The sequence below is a fragment of the Deltaproteobacteria bacterium genome (assembly GCA_016180845.1).
Lineage (GTDB): Bacteria > UBA10199 > UBA10199 > JACPAL01 > JACPAL01 > JACPAK01.
The window spans coordinates 53,442-74,589 of record JACPAK010000002.1 but is presented as its reverse complement, the minus strand read 5'-3'; the positions used below and the strand labels follow the sequence as shown (position 1 = coordinate 74,589).

Sequence of the window (21,148 nt, the reverse complement as noted above, 5' to 3'; positions counted from 1 at the left end):
CCAACATTTCTCAGGGGAATTCAATATGTTGTCAATCGAGAAAAAAAATGAGAGGAGGGAAAAATGCTGGCCCGCTGGGCGCTTAAAATCTGGCCTCTCATTCTGATTGTTAGCCTCGCTATCGGAGCCTTTTCCATCCCTCGAACCATACGACTCTATCGCCAGATCAGCACAGATCCTGTCGATCTGCTCCCGAACGATCATCCGAACGTCCAGACATTGACCCAGATCCGCAAGAAGGTTGAAAATCGAACGCGGATCCCGCTGATCCTCGAATCAGAAAATCCCGACAGGACAATCTCCTACCTGAAGGATCTTGCCTCTCGGCTTAAGGCAACTCCATTTGTCGGGAAGGTCAGTCTCACAAAACCGGGGCATCATTTTTTCGATCAATACAAACTGCTCTTTCTTGAGCTTGGCGATCTGCAGGAGATTCGCGACCGGATCGATCGAAGGATCCAGAAGGAAAAGTTGAAGGGGTTTTTGTTCGACCTCGAAGGGGAAGATGAATTCAGCTTCAAGGATCTGGAGGAAAAATACCGGGTCGAATACTCTGAGGCGTCACGCAGCGAATATTATGTGAGTCAGGATGGAAAGACCTTCAGCCTCTACGTGGAGTCGCTCGACCGAGATTCTTCGCTTAAATCGGCCTCAAGGTTTTATGATGAATTGGAGGCGTTCGTCCGACTTGAAAAACCGTCGGACTTCGAACCGACGCTAAAGCTCTACATCTCCGGCCCCTCAAAGGTTCTCGAATACCGCGCCCTCCTGCGAGATCTCAAGCTTGCCGGTCTTATTTCCGGCATCTGTATTTTTATCCCTCTCTTGATCCGGTTCCGAAATCCTTTTGTTGTGTTCCTGATCTTCACCCCTCTCTTGATCGGTATCCCGGTCACCTTCACGATCGGCTCGCTCTTCATCTCGAAGCTCTCTGTCACGACATCCTTTTTGTTCGCCATACTGGGCGGACTCGGCATTGAAAACGGTATCCACATCTATAGTCGTTACCACGAGGCAAGAAAAAACGGACTTTCTCTGGAAGAGAGGCTGAGAGAGATTTATGGACACCTGGCACCGGCGATCCTGACCTCGGTTCTCTCCGTAGCGGTCACCTTTTTGCTCCTGATCGTGAATGACTTTCGCGGATTTTCGGAGTTCGGATTGATTGCCGGCATCGGTCTTGGCGTTATTTTTCTACTCTATTTTTCTTTTTTCCCAGCGTTGCTTGTTTTATTGGAGAAAATCAATCTACTGAGAGCAACTAAAGTTCCTGGGAAAAAAGATGTGGTGGGTGGGTGGCTTGGGTCGGGCGCCCGCCCGCGCGCAACGGGTGAGCACGGGTGGGCGGAACCCAAGACAGGACCCACCCGCCATACGTGGGTAGTACTATCACTTTTTGGTTGCTTCAGCCTCTATTCCCTCCTCTCCCCCTTCCTGATTAATTTCGAATACGACTCCAAAAAAATCCGCGCCGATATCCCGGAGGTCCGGATCGCAAAAGAGAAGCAGCGCTCAACCCTCTCCAGGGTCAACAACCCGGCTGTATTGATTGTTCAGGATCGTAACGAAGCCGATCAGATTAAATCCTATTTCAAAAAGAAGAAGGAGGAATCCGCGAACTCAACGATCGACACGACACGATCGTATTACGATCTCTTCCCGATCGATCAACCAGAGAAGATGAAGGTGATCGGCGAGATGCGTGAGATGCTCTCCGATCCCACAATACGTCTGGTCAAGGGAGAACAAAAAAAGGATCTGGACCGGTTCAAGGAGATCCTCCAGGAGGCAAAGCCATTTGCCGAAAAGGATATCCCGACGGAGCTCAAGGAATTTTTTATGGGAAATCCGGAACCGCCGGGAACCCTTTTCTTCATCAACGCCCAACCGAAGCTCGAACTGGATGACGGCCGGAATGCGATGCGATTTGCCAAGGAGATCCGTACAATCGAAACCTCTACCGGGCTTCGGCATCCTTCGAGCGACGCAAGTCTCTTTGGAATAGTCCTCGAAACGATGTTCAAGGATATCCCACGTGTCCTGATCCTCTCCCTCCTCTCGGTCTTCGCCTTTGTCATGCTCGACTTTCGATCGTTCCGAAAAAGTCTGCTCGTGATCTCATCTATTTTGATGGGGGTTTTTTGGCTGATGGGGGTCATGAATATTTTTGATATCCGATTCAATTTTTACAACATGATCATCATCCCGTCGGTCATGGGAATGAGTATTGATAACGCGATCCACCTCATGCACCGCTATGACGAGATGGGAAAAGGGTCTCTCAAAAAAGTGATTTCGACAACAGGGCTTACCTGCCTCCTCGCTTCACTGACAAATGCCGGTGGTTTTGCGGGACTGCTTTTTTCAATCCATAAGGGACTTTATTCAATCGGCCTGCTCGCTGTGATTGGTGTTGGGACCTGTCTGCTGTCGACGTTGGTGTTTTTGCCACTCATTCTGAAATTGCGGGAAATAAAATCCCCCCTCAGATTATAGTCAGAGGATTCCTCAACCCCCCTTTGTTAAAGTGGGGTTCCATGAACGCCCCTCCCACTTTGAAAAAGGGGGAGGCCGGGAGGGGGATTTTCATCTCATCGATTCGAGACGTTTGATTCTCTCCTCAATCGGCGGATGCGTCGAGAAGAGGTGCATGAGGCCACGACCGGAGAGTGGATTCATGATGAAGAGGTGAGCTGTTGCAGGACTGGCTGTCAGAGGAATCTGTTCGGCACCGGCTTGAAGTTTTCTCAAGGCGTTCGCGAGCGAACGGGGATTTCCACAAAGTTTGACCCCACCAAGATCGGCGGCATACTCACGAGAACGAGAGACCGCCATCTGGATCAACATCGCAGCGATAGGGGCAACGATCAGCATGACGATACTGGCAAAAGGATTGTGCCCATTCCGATCGTTTGAGGATCGACCACCACCAAAGATCAGCGCCCATCGGGCCATCGAGGCGAGCATCGAGATCGCACCAGCGGCCGTCGCTGCAATCGTACTGATCAGCATATCACGATGGATCACATGCGAGAGTTCATGGCCGAGGACCCCTTCTAGTTCGTCACGATTCAGATGACGCAGGAGACCATCGGTCACCGCTACGACCGCATGCTGAGGAGATCGACCGGTCGCAAAGGCATTCAACGCCGGTGACGGGATCAAATAAAGTCTCGGCATCGGGATTCGTGCCTTCTGCGCGAGCTGTGCCACGGTGCTGTAAAGAGCAGGCGACTCCGCCTCGGTGATCGGCTTTGCACGATACATTTTGAGGACAATCTTGTCGGAAAACCAATAGCTGCCGACATTAAAAATCGCCGCGAAGATCAAGGCGTAATACATCCCACCCCGACCCCCAAGGGCACGACCGACAACCAGCATCAGGGCGGTCAGTGAGGCGAGAAGGATGGCCGTTTTAAGATAATTCATAGCGAGGAATATGGGTCGTCATCGCGTCGCTGTCAAGATCGACCTCGCGCCACCGAGAAGCCCGGCCTCATCTCCTAGCGCAGCGCGCAAGATCTTCACTCGCCTCGCGGTTTCCTTGTAGGTCCTCCTGGCTAACTCTTCTTTCAAGGGATCAACGAAGAAATCAAACGCCCCACTCACACCACCCCCCAAAATCACCGTCTCGATCCCGATCGCATTCACTAAGGACGCAATCCCAATCCCTAAATATTTCCCCAGCTTCTGAAAAAGGGAATGCGCGTAGATATCCCCTTCCTGAGCGGCGTGATAGATCTTCTCCACAGTTACCTTGGAAATCCCCCCAATCTTCTCAAGAAAACGCCGGCGATTCTCTCCCCCATCGGTATCCTTTTCAATCTCATGAAGAATTCCTGTGGCAGAGGCATACATCTCGAGGCAACCCCGACTCCCGCAATCACACCGTCTCCCCTCTGTCTCGATCACGATATGCCCCACCTCTCCACCAAATCCGCTATCCCCGGAAAGGATCTCCCCCTTCCAATAGATCCCACCACCGATCCCGGTCCCCAGCGTCAACAACATAAAACTCTCGAGTCCTTTTCCAGCCCCTTTCCACGCCTCACCGCGCGCGATCATGTGGCAGTCGTTGTCGACAACCACTTTGGTTGAAAATCTCTTTCCGAAAAAAGAACGGATCTCTAAATTTTTCCAGTTCGGAAAATGGGGCGCCTGATAAATCACCCCTTTCTTGATGTCGACAATCCCCGGAATCCCGAGCGCAATCCCGGCGATCTTTTTCCGGCCACCCGCTTCGATAACTTTTTGAATAACCGAAGCGATCTCTTCTAGACTCTCCTGGGTTTTTAATTTTGAAGGAGACGGGACCTTGTCTTGAAAAAGGATCTCCCCTTCTGGAGAGACAAGCCCAACGCGGAGATTCGTTCCGCCGAGATCAACGGCGATGGCGTGGTTCACAGGAGGGTCTTATCGCATTTACCAAATTGTGACAACCCCTTCCCACTGGTGCAATCGTTCATCTTTGGTAATGAGCGGAATCCCTAACGAGCAAGCGGTCGCCGCAATGATCCGATCGGGCATTTCCGGGACCGCTTCCCTCGGGATATTAGAAAGTGACAGGGCAAGTTCATAGTCAAGACTGACCACTTGAAAGCTGGCATTTGTCTCCTGAATAAACGATCTCTTGAATAGCTCGAGGAGTTGTTTTGGAATCTTTCCCTTTTCCTGCAAATAAATCATCTCGATAATCGTCATGACGGAAACGAAAATGATCCCCTCACCTTTTTCGGAGATTTCAAAACGTCGCCGCGCCTCTGTGGAAAGCCTGGTATCCGAGGTGAGGTACCAGATCAGCGAATGGGTATCCGCCAGATACTGTTCCATTTCAAAGAGAGACTTCACTTAAACCTCACCCCCCACATCTCACGCCTCACCTCGCTGATATCCTCCTCGGTAATTTTGATCCCCTTCCAGAGACCAGCAAGCTTTGTCGGCTTGATCTTGATCGCCGGCACAATCTTGAGAGACTTCCCATCGGAGTAGATTTCCACCTTATCTCCTGGCTTTAGATTGAGGCGCTTCACCTCATTCGTCGGGAGGGTAAGACCTAGGGAGTTACCGATTCTAATCAGCTGCTTCGCCATAGTTTAACCTATTTAATTATAGTTAAATTTGGTTTAACTTCAAGGGCTAATTCAGCGATTGCAATAAACAAAGTCGACTGTCAACTTTTGCCCATAATAAAGTCGACTTTTGCTACAGGGCCATCTTCAGCGCCTCCAGTCAGAGGGGCGCATACCAAATTTGTCCGTCACTGTGTTATGTATCGCCACAATTCCATAGAATGCCACGATGACACCAGCAAGGATATTGAGAGGGCCCAAGTCCTCAACAACGTGTGTGAAGAGCCCTACCAGAAGAGCAGCAATAGCGGAGCTCGTAAAAAAATATCCCTTGTTATCGGGCTGATTCCAAAGAAAGTAAGTCAGGGCCCCTTGCAAAGGAAGATAAAAAGCGGCTGTCAGTAACTTTACAGAAAGAGGGGTGGATACCAGACATTCCGAATATCCAGTAGAAATAGCAAAAAGACCGGCCGAGACGAATGCAGCACCGCCATAGTACAGCCACGACGGGCTAGGAGCTGATTTAAACTCTGAGCTAACCCCTTCATTGAGACAATTGATGAAATCAGGATGATCCATCTGTGGTGTCCTGTCTGTTGGGGGATGCTCTGCCAAACAACGCTCTATAATGGACTGAAACTGTGCCTTTGCTACCGATGTCATTTTGAACTCCTTCTTTTTGTGTCCTTGTTAAAGTCGACAGTCGACTTTTACGTGGCTTTAAATTCGCCGACTTCGTGACTATTGTTGCGAAAAAGGACTGGTGAAGATCATCTTTTCGTACGCTGGCAGGGTACAGGAATTGGGGAGGTGGATAAAAACTCAAACATCCGCAATAAAGTCGACTGTCAACTTTTGCCTGAAAATCGACTGTCGACTTTTATGTTGGCCTACAGTGGCTGCCGTTCCGGCAACTGGCAGCCGGTCTCTCGGATAAGATTTTGATAGTCCTGGCTAATCCCTCTGAAGAAGAGAAGCGCCCCGACTGCGATAAGACCCAAGCCAACAAAGGCTACCCGATTCCAGCCTTTCTCGTTTTGGCGAATTGCGGCAAAATAGGCCGCCTTTGTACCTAAAGGACCTCTGCGCAGGGAACCTCTTGTCTGGCGGGCCTCTCGAGCAAGTCGAGAAGTTATTGAACCACAAGTCAGGCCGGCCGCACACGTAACGACGGCACCGCCTATTGCCGCTACGGCACCAACCATGGATATCCCGCGAGTTGGTGTGTTACAAAGCGGGGGACAAACATTAGGTGAAACAGATGCTGTAGTGCCCATTTTATTTCTCCTTTTTTACGAAACTCCAAGACGATGAAGTCTGGCAATCGCCCTCAAAACCGGGTTTCCGGCATATCCCGGTTCTTTTAAGACAGCCATCAAGGCGGGGAGATTCTGCTGAATCAAAACGTCTCCTGAATCAAACCAGCCGCGCAAGACCTGAGTTCCAAACATCTGCCGCACTTCACCGACCGTAACACTCATAATAGGCGCCTCAGCCTGCATGATATGCGGTTCGCTCGCCCGATCGGCGAATAGTTTCAAGACACGCTCGCGTAAGCCCTTCTGGTCAGGATTAGACCAAAGGAAGTCAAAGACAGAGATATCGACATCCGAACGGTCACAAACCTTCAATCCAATCCTTTGTACCCCCCCGAACCCACCCGGCACTGATTGAAAATAGAGCACCACATCTTCCAGAAGCGGCGTCTCAGCGACTTTCTCACTATAATAATCCTTCGTCCGAATAAACTCATCGAGAAAACGGTCGTAACCCCCACGGTCAACGACCTTCCAGATCTCTCGGGCGGAACGTGAATTAACATGATACACCGGTACAAGGAGCACTGGATCTATACATTGATTAGATGCCTGATTTAACAGTCGATCTTTCCATGAAACAAGAAGCGTTCTTCGGTTTTCCTCTTCAAGGTTTCTCACCCAAATCCTCCGGAGGGAGTCTCCAAATTTTTCCCAATCATCCCTCCTAAAAACCAATCCTGACTTATTCAAAACTTCTCTTCCAAGGTCAGGACGACTCGTGATCAGTCTGTCGAGAAATTCGGGGCCTCTGTCGGACCTCCTGAGTTGGCCCAGAAGGTTGGGGATATCCGAGGCATTAAAGAGGGCTGGACGGCTTTCAATCGCAACTCCGAGCAGAGGGGCAGAAATAATATGCTGTCCGGGATGACTATTAAGAAGCTTATTAAGGACAATCCGGGCCGAGCCGTTATCAACCGTGTTAGAAAAAAGGACAGCCGAATGGTTCGCCGCAAAACGATAGGGGTTCGCAACGGCGATTCGGGAGAGCGCCTCCGCTGCCTTCTGATCTTTCTTCCCATACCATCTCATGTAGAGCTTCGTCAGCGCCTGATCGTCACCTCCTTTGGCCATCGCCACCAAGGCGGGGAGTGAAAAACGGGCGTACGAGAAACCGGAGACAGCAACGGCGACCTGGAGACCGGCAAGCAGGAGGTCCGTTCCGTTATGACCCGGCTCTTTTTCGGAGTAGGCGATCCCGCCGATCAGGAGCTGACTCGCCGCGAAAAAAAGAGAAAATACTGAAACGGTTTGGGCAACACGAAATTTCCCGTAAAAAATCGCTGAGGTCTGAATGATCGAGAAAACGGAGGCAGTTGCCCCCAACCCCGCATCAATCGAAACAGCCGGTTTATCGGCGGGAGATTTCGACGCCCCAAGATCATAGGCCGACTCGATCAGGTGAACCACACTGATCCCCATCCCTGCCGCCAAAACCGCTTTTGCTGTTGACATATGCTCCCCTCCTAAATGTGCCCTTCAGTTCGCCGAATCATGACAATGGTTGCTAAAAATCGATACAATTTATATTGATAGATCAATGCCCCAATTCCCGATCCCATCAGGGAAAAAGGTCGGAGAGATCGTCACGTTGGATCCCGATGACTCAAAACATCTCTCAACCGTCCTCCGGATGGTGAGAGGTGAAAAGCTAAGCCTTTTTGACGGTAAAAAACGGTTTGCCGGAGAGATCGTCTCAGCGAAAAAAAACAGGGTGACTGTCCATCTTCTTGAAGAGATTTCTTCTCCCGTTATCAAAGGCGAAGTCACCCTCTGTCAGGCGATGCTGAAGAAGGACAAGATGGAATGGGTGATCCAGAAGGCGACGGAACTCGGCGCGGCACATTTTATCCCCTTCTACTCCGAACGAACGATCCCGACCGGAAAAAACGAGGCGGTTCTTTTGAGATGGCAAAAAATTGCCGATGAGGCGGTGAAGCAGTGTGGACGGGTGACGCCGATGATGATTTCTTCCGCTGTACGTTTTTCTGAATTAATGAATCGATCGGAAGAGAACCCGATTAAAATCCTGTTTCACCAAGAGACTGTTGATTTTGGTTTGTCTGAGGCGGGTGGCGAGGGTCGGGCGCCCGCCCGCCCGCAACGGGTGAGGACGGGTGGGCGGAACCCGAGACAGGACCCGCCCAATCTGGACCAAAATCAACAGCCCAAGGTGTTCTGTTTCATCGGTCCCGAAGGGGGTTTCTCAGAGAAGGAAATAGAACTGGCAAGACAGGCAGGGTGTGAGATCGCCTCGCTCGGTTCATTAACCCTTCGCGCTGAAACCGCCGCGGTCGCGGCTTTAACACTGATCCAACATGAACTGGGAAATATCTAAAAGACCTCTGATCCTCGCGCATCGGGGATTCACGAAGAATCACCTCGAAAACACACTCGAGGCGGTCGATGAGGCGATCCGACTCCATGCGGATGGTGTCGAGGTCGACCTGCGCCTTACTGCCGATGAAGAGCTCGTTGTTTATCACGATGCCGACCTGCTCCGCCTCGCTGAAATGCCTCAGCAAATTGAGAAAATGCCCCTTTCAGAAATAAGGGGCGTCCGACTCAAAGGAAGATACAAGATCCCGACGCTCTCTGAGTTGCTGGACCTGGTTGGAGATAAAATTCTTTTGAACCTCGAGATCAAGACGGTCCGTCTGCTTTCAAAAACCGTTGAACTTAAATTGCTCGATGAGCTCCAAAGATTCCAGTTACACGAGAGCATCCTGATCTCCTCTTTCCATCCCCTCCCCCTCATCCGATTGAAAAAGATCGCCCCAACCTTGAAACGAGGCTACCTCGTCTGTGAGAAATATTTTCAAACACGATATCGACCCCTGATTTCCTCATTCATCAAACCGTTCTCCTTAAACCCATCGACCCCTATGATCACCGAAGAGTTCGTTAAAAAGGCCCATCAAAAAGGCCAGAAGATTTTTTCTTGGAATGTCAATGACTTACATGCTATGATGGAGTTCGTAAGATGGGGGGTTGATGGGATTTTCACCGACAAACCGGATTTATTATTAACCCATGGAAGTCAGCGAGACAGTTCTTGATACATCTCAAGCAAAGGTCGAGGAACCTTCTCACCGGCTTTACCGTATCGCGACACTCCAGGAACGCTTCGCCAGTTTTTGTGTCGATCTGATCATCAATCTCTACTTGATCGGTGGCTGGGGGTTTCTCTTCAGTTATCTGCTCAAAGAGCCCCCTTTTCATTTTGAGGGAAATTACCGAACCCTCTTTATCACAAGCTCCCTCGCCCTCTATTTTCTCTATCATCTTTTTTTTGAAGGGGCTTTCACTGCGACTCCGGGCAAATTTTTGGGGGGATTGATTGTCCATAAAAAAGGAGGAGGCCTCCCTTCGCTACTGGGGATCTTCCTCCGAAACCTCTTTCGGTTTGTTGACTACCCGCTGTTTTTCCTGACCGGCGTCGGCATGATGGAGTTTAGCAAGAAATGTCGGCGGTTGGGGGATGTTGTCGGAAGAACAGTCGTCCTCAGAAAATTTCCATCCCAGGAGAATCTCCGAATGGATGAGATCACCTCCGGAGGGGCGACGGTTCGAACGATCGCCTTTTTGATCGATCTGATTTTTTTAATCGCCTTTTACTATGGATATCTCTTGCTCATCCCGATCAATCATCCATTCCTCTCAGTTGTCCTCTTGAACCTGACTCCTTTGATCCTGCTCCTTTATCTCTCTCTCGCCGAAGGCCTTTTTCACTCCACGGTGGGAAAAACAATCTTTGGACTGAAGGTGATCCATGAAGATGGCTCTCGCCCCTCATTTGCGATGGTCGTTGTGCGTAACCTCTTTCGGATCACGGATACGAACCCTGTCGGTTATCTCTGCGCCCTGCTTTCCTCACGCAAACAGCGACCCGGCGATATCGCCTCCGGAACACGGATCATCCGGGCCAAACGAACGCTCCGCTCGTGGCTCGTTCTTCCCTACATGATCCTCTTGTCAGTAGCGATCGGCACTCTCGATTTTCTGCAACCCCACAATTTTCTGAAAGAAGATCTGCGACTTGAGTTCGGAAATTATCTGATCGAACCGATCCCAAAACCTCTGCAAAGATACTTCTACGACTCGGTCCATATCGAAGAACTTCATTTCGGATTTGATGAGGTGCGTCCAAATCAAGAAGGGCGTTTTGGTCGTGGAGCTATGATCTTCGTCCAGATACGGGCCTCGGGCTTTTTCATTCAGAGTGACCGGATCTGGGTCCAGGCGGATCTCAAGGTGCGAGATCCCAAGCGTCACATCGTTCTGGATCGGCCCAATGTCATCAACAGCAGCCTCCAACTCCGTGGCAAAAACTATGCGAACCTCGTGAGTCGCTTTGCACTTCATGCCGAATCATTGCCCGGACGCTACGAACTCGAGATCACGATTCGAGATCGGTTTGCGAAAACCAAAGCTACCCGATCCGCGCAGTTTGAGGTGTATTGAGTAAGGCCCTTGACGGATACCTTAAAAAGTATTACTGTATTACATAATAGGTATTACTATGAATATTACGACAAAAGGCCAGGTCACGATCCCCAAAGAGATTCGGGATAAATACGGACTCGACGAGGGAGTGGAGGTTGATTTTATCGACGAGGAGGGAATCGTTAAGCTGATCAAGAAAGGCACCTCCTCTCCTATCGATAAGGTTTATGGTATTCTCAAATCAAAAGAAAGATCCGATGATGTTGTGGAGGAGCTCAGAGGTCGATGATCACCGCCGTAGACTCCAATATACTTTTTGATATTTTTCTGCCGGATCCAGAATTTGGTCTCAACTCTAAACAAGCCTTAGAAAACCAATTCACCCAAGGATCCCTCATCATCTCCGAGATCGTCTATGCGGAACTCGCCGCCTACTTTGGCCTTCAGTCATTCCTGGAAGATACACTTGAAACCATGAAAGTTCGTCTTGTCCCCTCTTCCCCTAAAACACTTTTTGAAGCAGGACATATCTGGTCCAGCTATCGTAAAAAGAGGAAAGGAAGTTCAGGACGAGTCCTTGCCGATTTTCTCGTGGGGGCTCACGCCCAATATCAAGCCGATACCTTGCTGACCCGAGATCGTGGATTTTATCGAAACTATTTTGGAAATTTGAAAATCATTAATCCGACAGAATAATGTGGGATTCGTTTATTGCTTTCCAAAAAAACGTATGTTACCAATGAATCAATATGTCAGGTCACTCCAAGTGGGCAACAATTAAGAGGAAAAAGGGCGCGGAAGATGCGAAGCGCGGCAAGGTTTTCACTAAGTTCATTCGTGAAATCACCGTTGCGGCCCGTCAGGGGGGTGGAGATCCCAGCGGTAACCCTCGCCTCCGAACCGTCATCGACAAGGCCAAGCAGGCGAACATGCCCCAGGACAACATCGCACGCGCTATTAAAAAAGGAACCGGTGAACTGGAAGGGGCCGCTATTGAAGAGCATGTCTATGAAGGGTACGGCCCCGGTGGCGCCGCGATTATTCTGGAGATCATGACGGACAATCGAAACCGAACGATTTCAGAGATCCGCAACATCCTGAGTAAGAACGGCGGAAATTTGGGTGAGGCCGGGTGTGTCGGGTGGATTTTCAAGAAAAAGGGGGTCATCCAGTGCGACAAGGGGTCCGTTCAAGAAGACCAACTCATGGAGATCGCCCTCGATGCCGGGGCGGAAGATATAAAAGATGAAGAGGATGTGTGGGATGTCTTGACTGCTGCCGAAAATTTTGAAGAGGTCAAGAAGGGCCTCCTCTCGAAAGGACTCAAGTTTACCAACGCCGAGATTACGATGGTCCCGGAAAATACCGTTCAACTTACAGGAAGCAATGCGGAAAAGATGCTCCACCTGGTCGAGGCGCTCGAGGACCATGACGATGTCCAGAACGTCTACTCGAACTTCGATATTCCAAAGGAAGAGATGGAGAGAATTAGTCGGCTGGTCGCCTAAAATATGAGAGTCTTGGGAATCGATCCGGGGTCAACTATCACAGGATATGGAATCGTTGAGAAAGATGGGGCGCGGTTTCGGCATGTTGATAATGGGCTTGTCAGGGTCTCTCCTTCTTCCCCATTCGCAAAGCGATTGCAGGATATTTTTTCCAGGATACGACAGATTATTCGAGAGCTGAAACCAGACGTGATGGCGATTGAAGAGGTTTTCTTCGCCAAAAATCCGATGAGCGCCCTGAAACTGGGCGAAAGCCGTGGCGTCGCGCTGCTCGCCGCAGCGGAACATGAACTCAAGGTCTATGAATACTCGACACGCGAGGTGAAACAGGCGATCACCGGATATGGTCAGGCGACCAAAGACCAGATTCAGAAGATGGTTCGTCAACTTTTAAATCTGCCAGAGGTTGCCACAGAAGATGCCTCCGATGCCCTGGCGGTCGCGCTCTGTCATCTGCAGTCTTCAAAAATGAAGGAGTTGCTCGAAAAGGTATGATCGCTTCCCTGACAGGCCGGTTAAAGCAAAAAAATCTCTCTGAAATCATTATTGATGTCGGCGGGGTCGGCTATCGCGTCTTTGTCTCGAAAGAAACATTTTCTCAACTCCCTCTTGCCGGTCAGGAGGTCTCTCTCCCGATCTATACCCATGTTCGTGAAGATGAGATTTCCCTCTACGGCTTTGCAAAAGAGCTTGAAAAAGTTTTTTTTCAGAAATTGATCTCTGTTTCAGGGATCGGACCCAAGCTCGCTCTCACAATTCTCTCCGGAATTTCGACCCAAGATCTCACCTCTGCCCTCCACTCCGAAGATCTCGTGAGACTGACCTCAATTCCAGGGATCGGGAAGAAGACAGCGGAAAGGATGATTGTCGAACTCAAAGACAAACTGACCGAGATCGGTGGGGCTCTCCTGGCGACCGAGAGGAAAAAAGATGGCAAACGGCAGATGTATGATGATATTTTATCGGCATTGATGAATCTCGGTTATAATCGCTTCCATGCGGAACAGGCGGTTTCCAGGATAACGTTGGCGGAGGGGATTTCTTTACAACAAAATGTCAAGGCGGCATTGAAGCTACTCAGTGAAAAACATTTATGACGACCGATAGAGGACTCACACCAACCCTTCTGGAGGGAGAAAAGCAACTCGAGGAAACCCTCCGACCTCAAAGCCTTTCCGAATATATTGGTCAAGACAAGATCAAGGAGAATCTCTCGATCTTCATCGAGGCAGCCCTAAAAAGAAAAGAGGCGATGGATCATTCACTCTTCTATGGTCCGCCAGGTCTCGGCAAGACATCACTCGCCCATGTCATCGCAAAAGAGTTAGGGGTTAATATCAAGGCGACCTCGGGACCTGTTATCGAACGACCGGGAGACCTCGCAGCGATCCTCACCAATCTCGAGGCCCACGATGTCCTGTTTATCGACGAAATCCATCGATTGAATAATGTCGTGGAGGAGATCCTCTACCCCGCCATGGAGGATTACAAGCTGGATATCCTTGTTGGGCAGGGACCCTCTGCAAAAATAATCAAACTCGATCTCCCTAAATTTACACTGATTGGCGCCACGACGCGGGCCGGTCTTCTGACCTCTCCTTTGCGTGACCGATTTGGCATCACCTGCCGTCTTGATTTCTATAACCCCGAACAGCTTGCCAAAATCTGCATCCGTTCCGCTAAAATTCTAAAAGTTACCCTTCATCCTCCAGCCTCAACGGAAATTGCGGGGCGTTCACGGGGGACACCGCGCATTACCAACAGACTTTTGCGAAGAATTCGTGATTATGCCGAGGTCCGGGGTAGCGGGGAGATCACATTGAAGTCGGCTCAGGAGGCGCTCGAACTTTTTGAAGTGGATGAAAAGGGGTTCGATACGATGGACAGAAAGATCCTGACGACATTGATCGATAAATTTGATGGGGGGCCGGTCGGTGTAGAGACACTCTCTTCGGCGATCAGTGAAGAGAGAGAAACGATCGAGGATGTCTACGAGCCTTTTCTGATCCAGAGTGGGTATCTCAACAGAACTCCACGGGGTCGTGTCGCGACACCGCTGGCTTACGAACACCTGGGGCGCCCGCATCCCGGCAAGAACCTCCAAGGAGCGCTTAAATTCTGATGCGTTGGAAACTGGTCCTTCTCGCCTGTTTTCTCATTGCCCTGACTGTCATTGGTGAACGGGGGGCGTACCGGCTCTATCAACTCAAAAAAATCGCTCAAAAAATGAAAAACGAAAACCATCTTCTCCAGAAAGAAAATGAATCGCTGATCAAAGAAATCGAAAATCTCCAGGAGGCTGATTACCTCGAACGCCTGATCCGCGAGCAATGGGGGTATCTCCGAGAAGGGGAAACCCTTTTGGAAATCCCCGGCAATTCTCCTTGACAGATTTACCTTGCGTATAATAGGCCGAAAATCTCAAACCACGAGGAGGTATTCAATGAGTTCAGATCAAAAAGGACGTGGCCGCGTTAAATGGTTCAATGACTCAAAAGGGTACGGATTCATCGAACAGGAAAATGGTCAGGATGTCTTCGTGCATTATTCAGCGATTCAGGGTGAGGGTTACAAATCCTTAAGAGAGGGGCAGGAGGTCGTTTTTGATGTTATTCAGGGAGCCCGTGGACCTCAGGCAACAAACGTCGAAAAGGACGCCGCCTCTTCTGTCCAGGCTTAAATCAAACTTTCTTCTCCAAACTGTACTGTTTGATCTTGTCGTAGAGGGTTGACTTCGCGATTCCAAGAGACTTGGCCGTTCTTTCTTTATTCCAGCGATGCTTCTCGAGCGCCAGCAAGATCGACTCTTTTTCCTGCGTTGCCAGAGATCTTGGCCCTTCCTCCCCTTTTGCTTCAGCTCCTTCAGAGGTTGCAAATTGAATATCCTTTGGATGAATCAAAGAATCTGCTGAAAGAAACAACGCGCGCATGATCGTATTTTTCAATTCCCGAATATTCCCCCGCCAAGAATGTCCTTGCAGAAGCTCCATTGCCTCCGCAGTCACCGATTTTTTCTGTGGGGAGCGACATTGATAAAGAAAATAGGAAACGAGTTGGGGAATATCCTCTCTTCTTTCACGAAGAGGGGGAATCATGACCGGTAATCCAAAGAGACGATAAAAGAGATCCTCGCGAAATTTCCCTTTCCTGACCTCCTCTTGTAGATTACGGTTGGTCGCGGCAATAATACGCGCATCGGTCTTGAACTCCTCTCTGCCACCAATCCTTCGAAATCTCTGATCCTCGAGCACGCGCAAAAGTTTTGGTTGGAGATCAAGTGGAAACTCCCCGACTTCATCCAAAAAAAGTGTCCCCCTTGCCGCCTGTTCGAAGGCGCCGGCATGACGACCAGAGGCCCCCGTAAAGGCACCTGCCTCATGCCCGAAAAGTTCACTCTCAATCAGTTGAGGAGAGATCGCACCGCAATTCAGGGCGACAAAAGGTCCACGAACCCGTTCCGAAAGCTCATGTAAGGCGTGCGCAACAAGTTCCTTTCCCGTCCCGGTCTCCCCCGAAATAAGCACCGGCGCCGAAAGGGGGGCCGCCTTTCGGAGCCATTCATAAACCTCTTTCATCTTCTGACTCTTTCCGACTAATCCACAAAAGGTTTCGGGAAGGTTGCCTCTCTTTTCAACGGCGGTCTCCCGATCCGCCCATTCCTCCTGAAGCAAAAAACGGATCCGCCAGGGACCGATCTCCATTTCGTCACGATCTTTCAGTGCGGCATTTTTGACTCGACGCCCGTTCAGAAATGTCCCGTTTCGACTGAGGTCATTCAGATGAAAACCACCCTCCTTCGGTTCAAGGGTACAATGAAAACGCGAGACAGACTCGTGGGGAAGATTCAGATCATTATCAGGATGTCTCCCCAGCTTGATGAGGCTGTTAAATGGGTAGCGGATGACCTCCTGATGATCTCGATAAAAAATAAGTTCGGGCATAAAAGATTCTTACAAGAAAAAATTAGACCTTCTTTTGAGACTTTCGAGAATCAAGTTTTATTAAAATTAATGCCCCTATGCAAACAACAAGGCCAAATATTCCAAGAGCATACATCATTTTTCACTCCTTGGGATGCAAAAACACCCCCATTGTAAGGAAGACAAAGGCAATAAGTAAAGTGAAAACCAGTCTCCGGATATTCAGATTTTCACCAGAAAAAAATTTAGACGCAACTCCAGCGCCAAGATACAGTAAGACAAAATTATTCAGAAACTTGCCGAGGGCCTCTTTTCTCTTAGATGAGAACATATATAGATCCACACCATACAAGAAGCGTGCCAACATGATGGCAAGATAAATTGAGTATGAATATTCTCTAGCGTCCGATTTTCGGACGGTCCGTCCGAAAATCAGACGGGTTAAATCGGCAACTTGAAAGTCCCGATCCGGATGGATGGTTTTGTGAGACGGCCACTGATCGCAAACGGGAACTTCCCCTCCTGCTTTTGGGCCTCAATGAGGCCCAAGAACGGCATTTTCTCTTCGCTCCCTGTCTGTGGCACGAAATTTCCCTGAAGGTTCAAACGGTAATTTTTGACCTGCTTCGCGGCGTAGACCTTGCCGGTCGCCTCGAAATTGATGTCACTCCCGATCAGTTTGAGGGTCTTGAGCTCCCAATTCCCGCGAACAACATCAATATCGATACGAGAATTCTCTCCACCCTGTTTGGCAAGATTCAGGGCAGGTAATGCCAATCCGGCAGCCCCTGCCCCTTCGGCAAGACCCAACTCCTGCACCTCGAGTTCAATATGACCGGAGTTTCGAAGTGGATCGGCTGAATACAAATCTAAAATAATCTCTCCATTGAGACTCCCCACAAAAGGAACTGTCTCCGGCAAGAAAAGCCGACTGAGAGAAACGTCCCACTCATCCACCTCCAGATCAAGACGCGTCAATTCCTGATCGAGCTTGACCGAGCCCTCTACACGTCCTTTGCCTGCCCGAAGATCGACCGTAAGAGACTTCGTTCCCCAGAGGAGAGGGAAGAGACCGATTTTAACCTTCGCACGATCCAGCAAAACACTCTTCTCCTTGCCTCTTTCCTGAAGTTTCACTTTTTTCAAGACAAGGCCGGTGAAAAGGGCAGGAGAAACCTTCTCAATCGCGACGTCATATTTATCTCCAAAAGTCTTCCCGATCTCACTCTGAATCCGACCGGTTAACGCCTCAAAAGGAAATAGCAGGAAGGAAAAAATGATGAGGCAAAACAACGCAAAGATCGGATAAAGAACCAGTCGAATCGTGAGTGACATTTCTCTCAAGTCTCCTTCCTCATGGAAAATGTCGCGATCTCACAAGAGGCATCGAGCAGTTGTCGATTCGCATACTTTGTCTTGATTTGGATACGCCGCACTCGCATGATCTGATTCGGATCGCGTTCAATCTCAAAAAGAAAATCCATCAGCTGTTTCAGTGTTGTGCCGACCAATTGAACCTCCACCGAGTGAATCTCGAGAAAATCAGTGTCTTGAGGCGGTTTTTCCGTCAGCTGCTTGACCGAAATGCCGACCTTGTTCGCGGCATTTTCGACCCGACCGGTGACTGAACCCCCCTGCCCCAAACCTTTCTCTATCGTTTGAATCTCTTTTTGGGATAACTGATACTCTTGAATTTTTTTCTGAACCTCCAAAAATCCCTTCTGGGCTTCAGCAATGTTATGCTGCATCGACCGAAGTTTTCCTGAAACAAGAGACATCGGCAGAAAAAGCAACAAAACAACCACAAGGGCCATCGCACCGAGGGCGATCCATTTTTCCCGAGGGGCAAGCCCACTAAAGGCATGATAGAGGTTCTCAACAGAAAACCTCTGGAAGGGGGAATCTTTCATTTTAAGCGCCACCTTCGTCCCCTCCTTTCACCACCTCCGCCTCTCCTCCCTCACCCAGTTTCACATCAAATGAGATGTCGAATTTGACCTGATCTCCAACACCCTTTCGAACATTAGTCGTCGCGACATTTTGAAATTGTGGTGAACTCGCCAAGGCTGTCTTGATCTGATCCACCGCCTCGAAGGAATTGGTTTGACCCGTAAGTCGAATTTTTCCTGCGGTAAGGGTAAATTGATCCACATCGATCTGAATCGTCTCGCGATTTGGGAGTGCCTTCGAAACCCCCTTCAGAATTTCCAGAACAGAAAGGGCGGTCTCTTCCTGAAGCTTCCGCCTCTTCTCCGTAGATTCACCGATACGACCACTCAAGATGGAAAGGACATTCTTTGGCTGGGAGAGACTTTTTTTGGGAAGTTCCGGAAGCGTTTCGGCCGCCATGGAGGCGAGTTGTTCTTGCTGATCCTTGAGACGATCCCGAAGACTGAAATAACTGATCAGAAAAGTCCCCAAGACAAAAAAGCTGATAATTCCAATCTGGATCGCAACACTCCTGACCAATCCGACCAAATCACGAATCTCGCCCCGATAGGCAAATTCACCGCGACGAAACTGCAGATCCCTCGTTCCCCCTCCGATCACCCCGCGATAAGCGAGTGACAAGGCAGGTGCGATAATCGGTCGCGCCCAGGCAGAATCATGCAAGCGGTTGGCGGGGATTTCCAGACAGTCCAGAAAACTGACATTTTTCCTCAGAGTTTTTGAGACAAATTGATCAATTCCGTTCAGCCGAGAGGTGCCACCGGTCAGCAGAAGCGCTGAAACCACCTCCCCTGTTTCTTCCTGAAACCCGACAAAGGTCTGTCGAAGCTGAACAAGAAGCTCGCTCAACGGTTTCTTGATCGCTTCAGCAACCTGTTGGACCATCGGATCGACAATTTCGGCGCTCTCTCCAACCTGTCCCATTTCGACCTTGATCTTTTCAGCCTCTGCCTCCGAAATCTTGAGGCTCTGGGCAATCGTGTGGGTCAGGTCACGTCCTCCTGTCATAATCGTCCGTGCCGAACGCAATTCACCCCCCAGAAAGATACAAATATTGGTTTTCAGATGTCCGAGATCCACAATGGCATAAGCCCCTTCGGGCACAGCGACCCCGAGTTTGACAAGGTTCGTCATTTCGACCAACTCGGATCCGACAAACCGAGGATCGAGCTCTGCCCCACCAAACCGATTTAAAAATTTAATGAACTCTCCCTTCCTCGAGTAGGCGACAAGCACGCGGGAGTGGGTCTTTTCGGAGGAAAGGATCTTATAATCAACAACCGCCTCTTCCAAGGGAATCGGAAGATAGTTCTCCATTTCAAACTCAATCGTCGAATCAATTTTCTTGAAATTGCTGAAGGGGAGGTCAATTGATCGAAAGGCGGTAAAATGGCCGGGGAGGGCTGAATAAATAAACTCCCCGCTCAGATTGTACTCCTCGAAAAGACGCTGGATCGCCTGAGCCTCTGCCCCCTCTGTCGAAGAGGTTACCGGCTGCTCATAAAATCCAACCACCTCAAATTCACGAAGGGAACGCTGGATCTCGACCACCTTGATCGAGTAGCTGCCAACATCGACGCCCAATATTCGCTGTGACATTGTTTTTATACTACCTTTATTCGACCCGATAATAAAGTATTTTCCATAAGTTAGGATTAGTCCCGTTCGTATCCAGGACCGACCGAATCCGAACCTCGATCTCCCCCACGGTTCCTGTCGCCTCCAGAGAATAGAAGCGATTCTCCGTCCGAATCTGTGAGGCCAACCCAGATCCCCCTCCCTTGGGACGTCGCCCCTTGGCCCTCCCTTCGGTAACCTCCCCTCCCTCTTCTCCAGTACCTGCCTGTTCAGTACCTGCCTGGCCTCCAAGGGCAGAGGTAATCACCTGGGCGATCTGTGCTGGCCTTGGATTTGGTTGTGAGCAGGCCTCACGGATCGCATCGATCAAAGAGGCAACACGGGTTTCGTCGTTGGGATTGAACGGAAAGGCACCGGGTGTCGTCTGACTATAGTTTTGTAAAAAGGCTCGAATCGTCTCATCACTGGATTGACAGATATTAATTTTATCGTCTCCGTACACCGTCACACTCGGCTCCATCAACTGGAAGAGCTCATCCCCTAGATTGGGAATCAAAAGAAGCTCTGCCTTTGTCGCAAATTTTCCATTTTTCGGTTTGTAGGGAAGATCTGAATAATCGGCATCTTCATAACCCCCTTGAAGACCGGCCGCTTCGTTAATCCGGTCATCCAAGTCTACCCAATCGGCAATCGCCGTTGCGATCTTCCGCATACTGTCAACACTCCCCCCGGAGGTCTTTTCAAATTCTGGTTGGGTCAGAAGCGAAACGAGGAGGCTTTTTTGATTTTCATACGTACGACTGGCCGCGGGATTGACAGCCCCTTCTTCGTTTTCGAAGGCGCCGGGTAAGACGCCTACTCCACCAACTCCCCTCGCAGAAGGTCGGAAGGCATTGAGGTTAATCTTCCCTTCTTCGGTATCACACTTCCCTTCAAAATCCCCTCCCAGATTAAAAAGATCTCCCCCCTCCTGCTCTCCACCCCCTGTCTCTTCCTCGCCCCCTTGGGTCAACCCTTCCTCACCCAGAGAGACAGAGCCACTCGCAATCCCCTGAATCATCTGCGTGGAGAGGGGAAACATTTTACAGAAGGGATCGTTGCTGACTCCCGTCCCTGACATCTCGCTTAAAAGACTCGCAAACTGCTGACGCATCTGGCGTTCCTTCGACAATTGGAGGCGGGTTAGATTCATCGCTGATTGCGCGAGATAGTAGGCCTTCATGCGATTGCGAAGTGTCGTCGCGACACTATAGGCAACATGGGCGTTGTAGGCGAATTCAACGACGACAGTCGAGACAATCAAAAGAGAGGCCAAGACAATCATCAAGGCAACGCCGGATTCTGATTTCCATTTTCCCATA

24 protein-coding genes are annotated in these 21,148 nt (G+C 49.8%); 12 read left to right on the top strand and 12 right to left on the bottom strand.

Annotated elements, in window-relative coordinates; all coding sequences use genetic code 11:
* Positions 1-63 precede the first annotated feature (63 nt).
* Positions 64-2,496 carry an MMPL family transporter gene (locus HYT76_04490; GenBank protein ID MBI2082809.1) on the top strand — a complete coding sequence of 811 codons (2,433 nt, stop codon included), beginning with the start codon at positions 64-66 and terminating at the stop codon, positions 2,494-2,496.
* A 90-nt stretch (positions 2,497-2,586) separates the two neighbouring features.
* On the opposite strand, the gene htpX is transcribed toward HYT76_04490, so the two are convergent.
* The 7 genes from htpX to HYT76_04455 all read right to left on the bottom strand — a co-directional run bounded on the left by htpX (position 2,587) and on the right by HYT76_04455 (position 7,840).
* The gene (gene htpX / locus HYT76_04485) at positions 2,587-3,429 is read right to left on the bottom strand and encodes a zinc metalloprotease HtpX (protein MBI2082808.1); all 843 of its coding nucleotides are present in this window, start codon (positions 3,427-3,429) and stop codon (positions 2,587-2,589) included.
* Between the two features lie 18 nt (positions 3,430-3,447).
* Positions 3,448-4,404 (bottom strand): ROK family protein, encoded by a 957-nt coding sequence (locus HYT76_04480; GenBank protein ID MBI2082807.1) that lies wholly within the window; start codon positions 4,402-4,404, stop codon positions 3,448-3,450.
* Positions 4,405-4,422: 18 nt separating this feature from the next.
* The gene (locus HYT76_04475) at positions 4,423-4,848 is read right to left on the bottom strand and encodes a type II toxin-antitoxin system VapC family toxin (protein MBI2082806.1); all 426 of its coding nucleotides are present in this window, start codon (positions 4,846-4,848) and stop codon (positions 4,423-4,425) included.
* On the bottom strand, positions 4,845-5,090 hold the full coding sequence (locus HYT76_04470; protein MBI2082805.1) for an AbrB/MazE/SpoVT family DNA-binding domain-containing protein: 246 nt from the start codon (positions 5,088-5,090) through the stop codon (positions 4,845-4,847). Before HYT76_04470 ends, HYT76_04475 begins: the two co-directional genes overlap by 4 nt.
* Before the next feature lie 126 nt (positions 5,091-5,216).
* Entirely contained in the window at positions 5,217-5,732 is a 516-nt protein-coding gene (locus HYT76_04465; protein ID MBI2082804.1) for a hypothetical protein, read from the bottom strand.
* Positions 5,733-5,959: 227 nt separating this feature from the next.
* Entirely contained in the window at positions 5,960-6,346 is a 387-nt protein-coding gene (locus HYT76_04460) for a hypothetical protein (protein MBI2082803.1), read from the bottom strand.
* 15 nt (positions 6,347-6,361) lie between these two features.
* Entirely contained in the window at positions 6,362-7,840 is a 1,479-nt protein-coding gene (locus HYT76_04455; GenBank protein MBI2082802.1) for a hypothetical protein, read from the bottom strand.
* Positions 7,841-7,925: 85 nt separating this feature from the next.
* On the opposite strand from HYT76_04455, the gene HYT76_04450 reads away from it, so the two are divergent.
* From HYT76_04450 to HYT76_04400, 11 genes are read left to right on the top strand one after another with little or no spacing between them, the layout of a single operon-like run.
* On the top strand, positions 7,926-8,723 hold the full coding sequence (locus tag HYT76_04450) for a 16S rRNA (uracil(1498)-N(3))-methyltransferase (protein ID MBI2082801.1): 798 nt from the start codon (positions 7,926-7,928) through the stop codon (positions 8,721-8,723).
* A complete protein-coding gene (locus tag HYT76_04445; protein ID MBI2082800.1) occupies positions 8,704-9,444 on the top strand; it encodes a hypothetical protein in 741 nt (246 codons plus the stop codon). Before HYT76_04450 ends, HYT76_04445 begins: the two co-directional genes overlap by 20 nt.
* Positions 9,419-10,849, top strand: a complete 1,431-nt coding sequence (locus HYT76_04440; GenBank protein ID MBI2082799.1) for an RDD family protein — start codon at positions 9,419-9,421, stop codon at positions 10,847-10,849. Before HYT76_04445 ends, HYT76_04440 begins: the two co-directional genes overlap by 26 nt.
* A 58-nt stretch (positions 10,850-10,907) precedes the next feature.
* Positions 10,908-11,120 carry an AbrB/MazE/SpoVT family DNA-binding domain-containing protein gene (locus tag HYT76_04435; protein MBI2082798.1) on the top strand — a complete coding sequence of 71 codons (213 nt, stop codon included), beginning with the start codon at positions 10,908-10,910 and terminating at the stop codon, positions 11,118-11,120.
* Positions 11,117-11,527: a PIN domain-containing protein gene (locus HYT76_04430; protein MBI2082797.1), complete on the top strand. Its 411-nt coding sequence runs from the start codon at positions 11,117-11,119 to the stop codon at positions 11,525-11,527. The genes HYT76_04435 and HYT76_04430 overlap by 4 nt, the downstream gene beginning before the upstream one ends.
* A 53-nt stretch (positions 11,528-11,580) precedes the next feature.
* Complete coding sequence (locus HYT76_04425; protein ID MBI2082796.1) at positions 11,581-12,339, top strand: YebC/PmpR family DNA-binding transcriptional regulator; 759 nt, start codon at positions 11,581-11,583, stop codon at positions 12,337-12,339.
* A gap of 3 nt (positions 12,340-12,342) precedes the next feature.
* Complete coding sequence (gene ruvC, locus HYT76_04420; protein ID MBI2082795.1) at positions 12,343-12,834, top strand: crossover junction endodeoxyribonuclease RuvC; 492 nt, start codon at positions 12,343-12,345, stop codon at positions 12,832-12,834.
* A complete protein-coding gene (ruvA, locus tag HYT76_04415) occupies positions 12,831-13,436 on the top strand; it encodes a Holliday junction branch migration protein RuvA (protein ID MBI2082794.1) in 606 nt (201 codons plus the stop codon). Before ruvC ends, ruvA begins: the two co-directional genes overlap by 4 nt.
* A complete protein-coding gene (gene ruvB / locus HYT76_04410) occupies positions 13,433-14,461 on the top strand; it encodes a Holliday junction branch migration DNA helicase RuvB (GenBank protein MBI2082793.1) in 1,029 nt (342 codons plus the stop codon). The genes ruvA and ruvB overlap by 4 nt, the downstream gene beginning before the upstream one ends.
* Entirely contained in the window at positions 14,461-14,727 is a 267-nt protein-coding gene (locus HYT76_04405; GenBank protein MBI2082792.1) for a septum formation initiator family protein, read from the top strand. Before ruvB ends, HYT76_04405 begins: the two co-directional genes overlap by 1 nt.
* A 55-nt stretch (positions 14,728-14,782) precedes the next feature.
* A complete protein-coding gene (locus HYT76_04400; protein MBI2082791.1) occupies positions 14,783-15,019 on the top strand; it encodes a cold-shock protein in 237 nt (78 codons plus the stop codon).
* Between the two features lies 1 nt (position 15,020).
* Here the strand turns inward: HYT76_04400 and HYT76_04395 are convergent, their stop codons facing one another.
* The 5 genes from HYT76_04395 to HYT76_04375 form a co-directional block, all read right to left on the bottom strand.
* Positions 15,021-16,280 carry a sigma 54-interacting transcriptional regulator gene (locus HYT76_04395; protein ID MBI2082790.1) on the bottom strand — a complete coding sequence of 420 codons (1,260 nt, stop codon included), beginning with the start codon at positions 16,278-16,280 and terminating at the stop codon, positions 15,021-15,023.
* Positions 16,281-16,700: 420 nt separating this feature from the next.
* Positions 16,701-17,594 (bottom strand): type II secretion system protein GspN, encoded by an 894-nt coding sequence (gene gspN, locus HYT76_04390; protein MBI2082789.1) that lies wholly within the window; start codon positions 17,592-17,594, stop codon positions 16,701-16,703.
* Between the two features lie 5 nt (positions 17,595-17,599).
* Positions 17,600-18,181, bottom strand: coding sequence for a type II secretion system protein M (locus HYT76_04385; protein ID MBI2082788.1), 582 nt, complete (start codon positions 18,179-18,181; stop codon positions 17,600-17,602).
* Entirely contained in the window at positions 18,171-19,808 is a 1,638-nt protein-coding gene (gene pilM, locus HYT76_04380; protein MBI2082787.1) for a pilus assembly protein PilM, read from the bottom strand. Before pilM ends, HYT76_04385 begins: the two co-directional genes overlap by 11 nt.
* Positions 19,809-19,824: 16 nt before the next feature.
* Positions 19,825-21,147 carry a general secretion pathway protein GspK gene (locus HYT76_04375; GenBank protein MBI2082786.1) on the bottom strand — a complete coding sequence of 441 codons (1,323 nt, stop codon included), beginning with the start codon at positions 21,145-21,147 and terminating at the stop codon, positions 19,825-19,827.
* Position 21,148 lies beyond the last annotated feature (1 nt).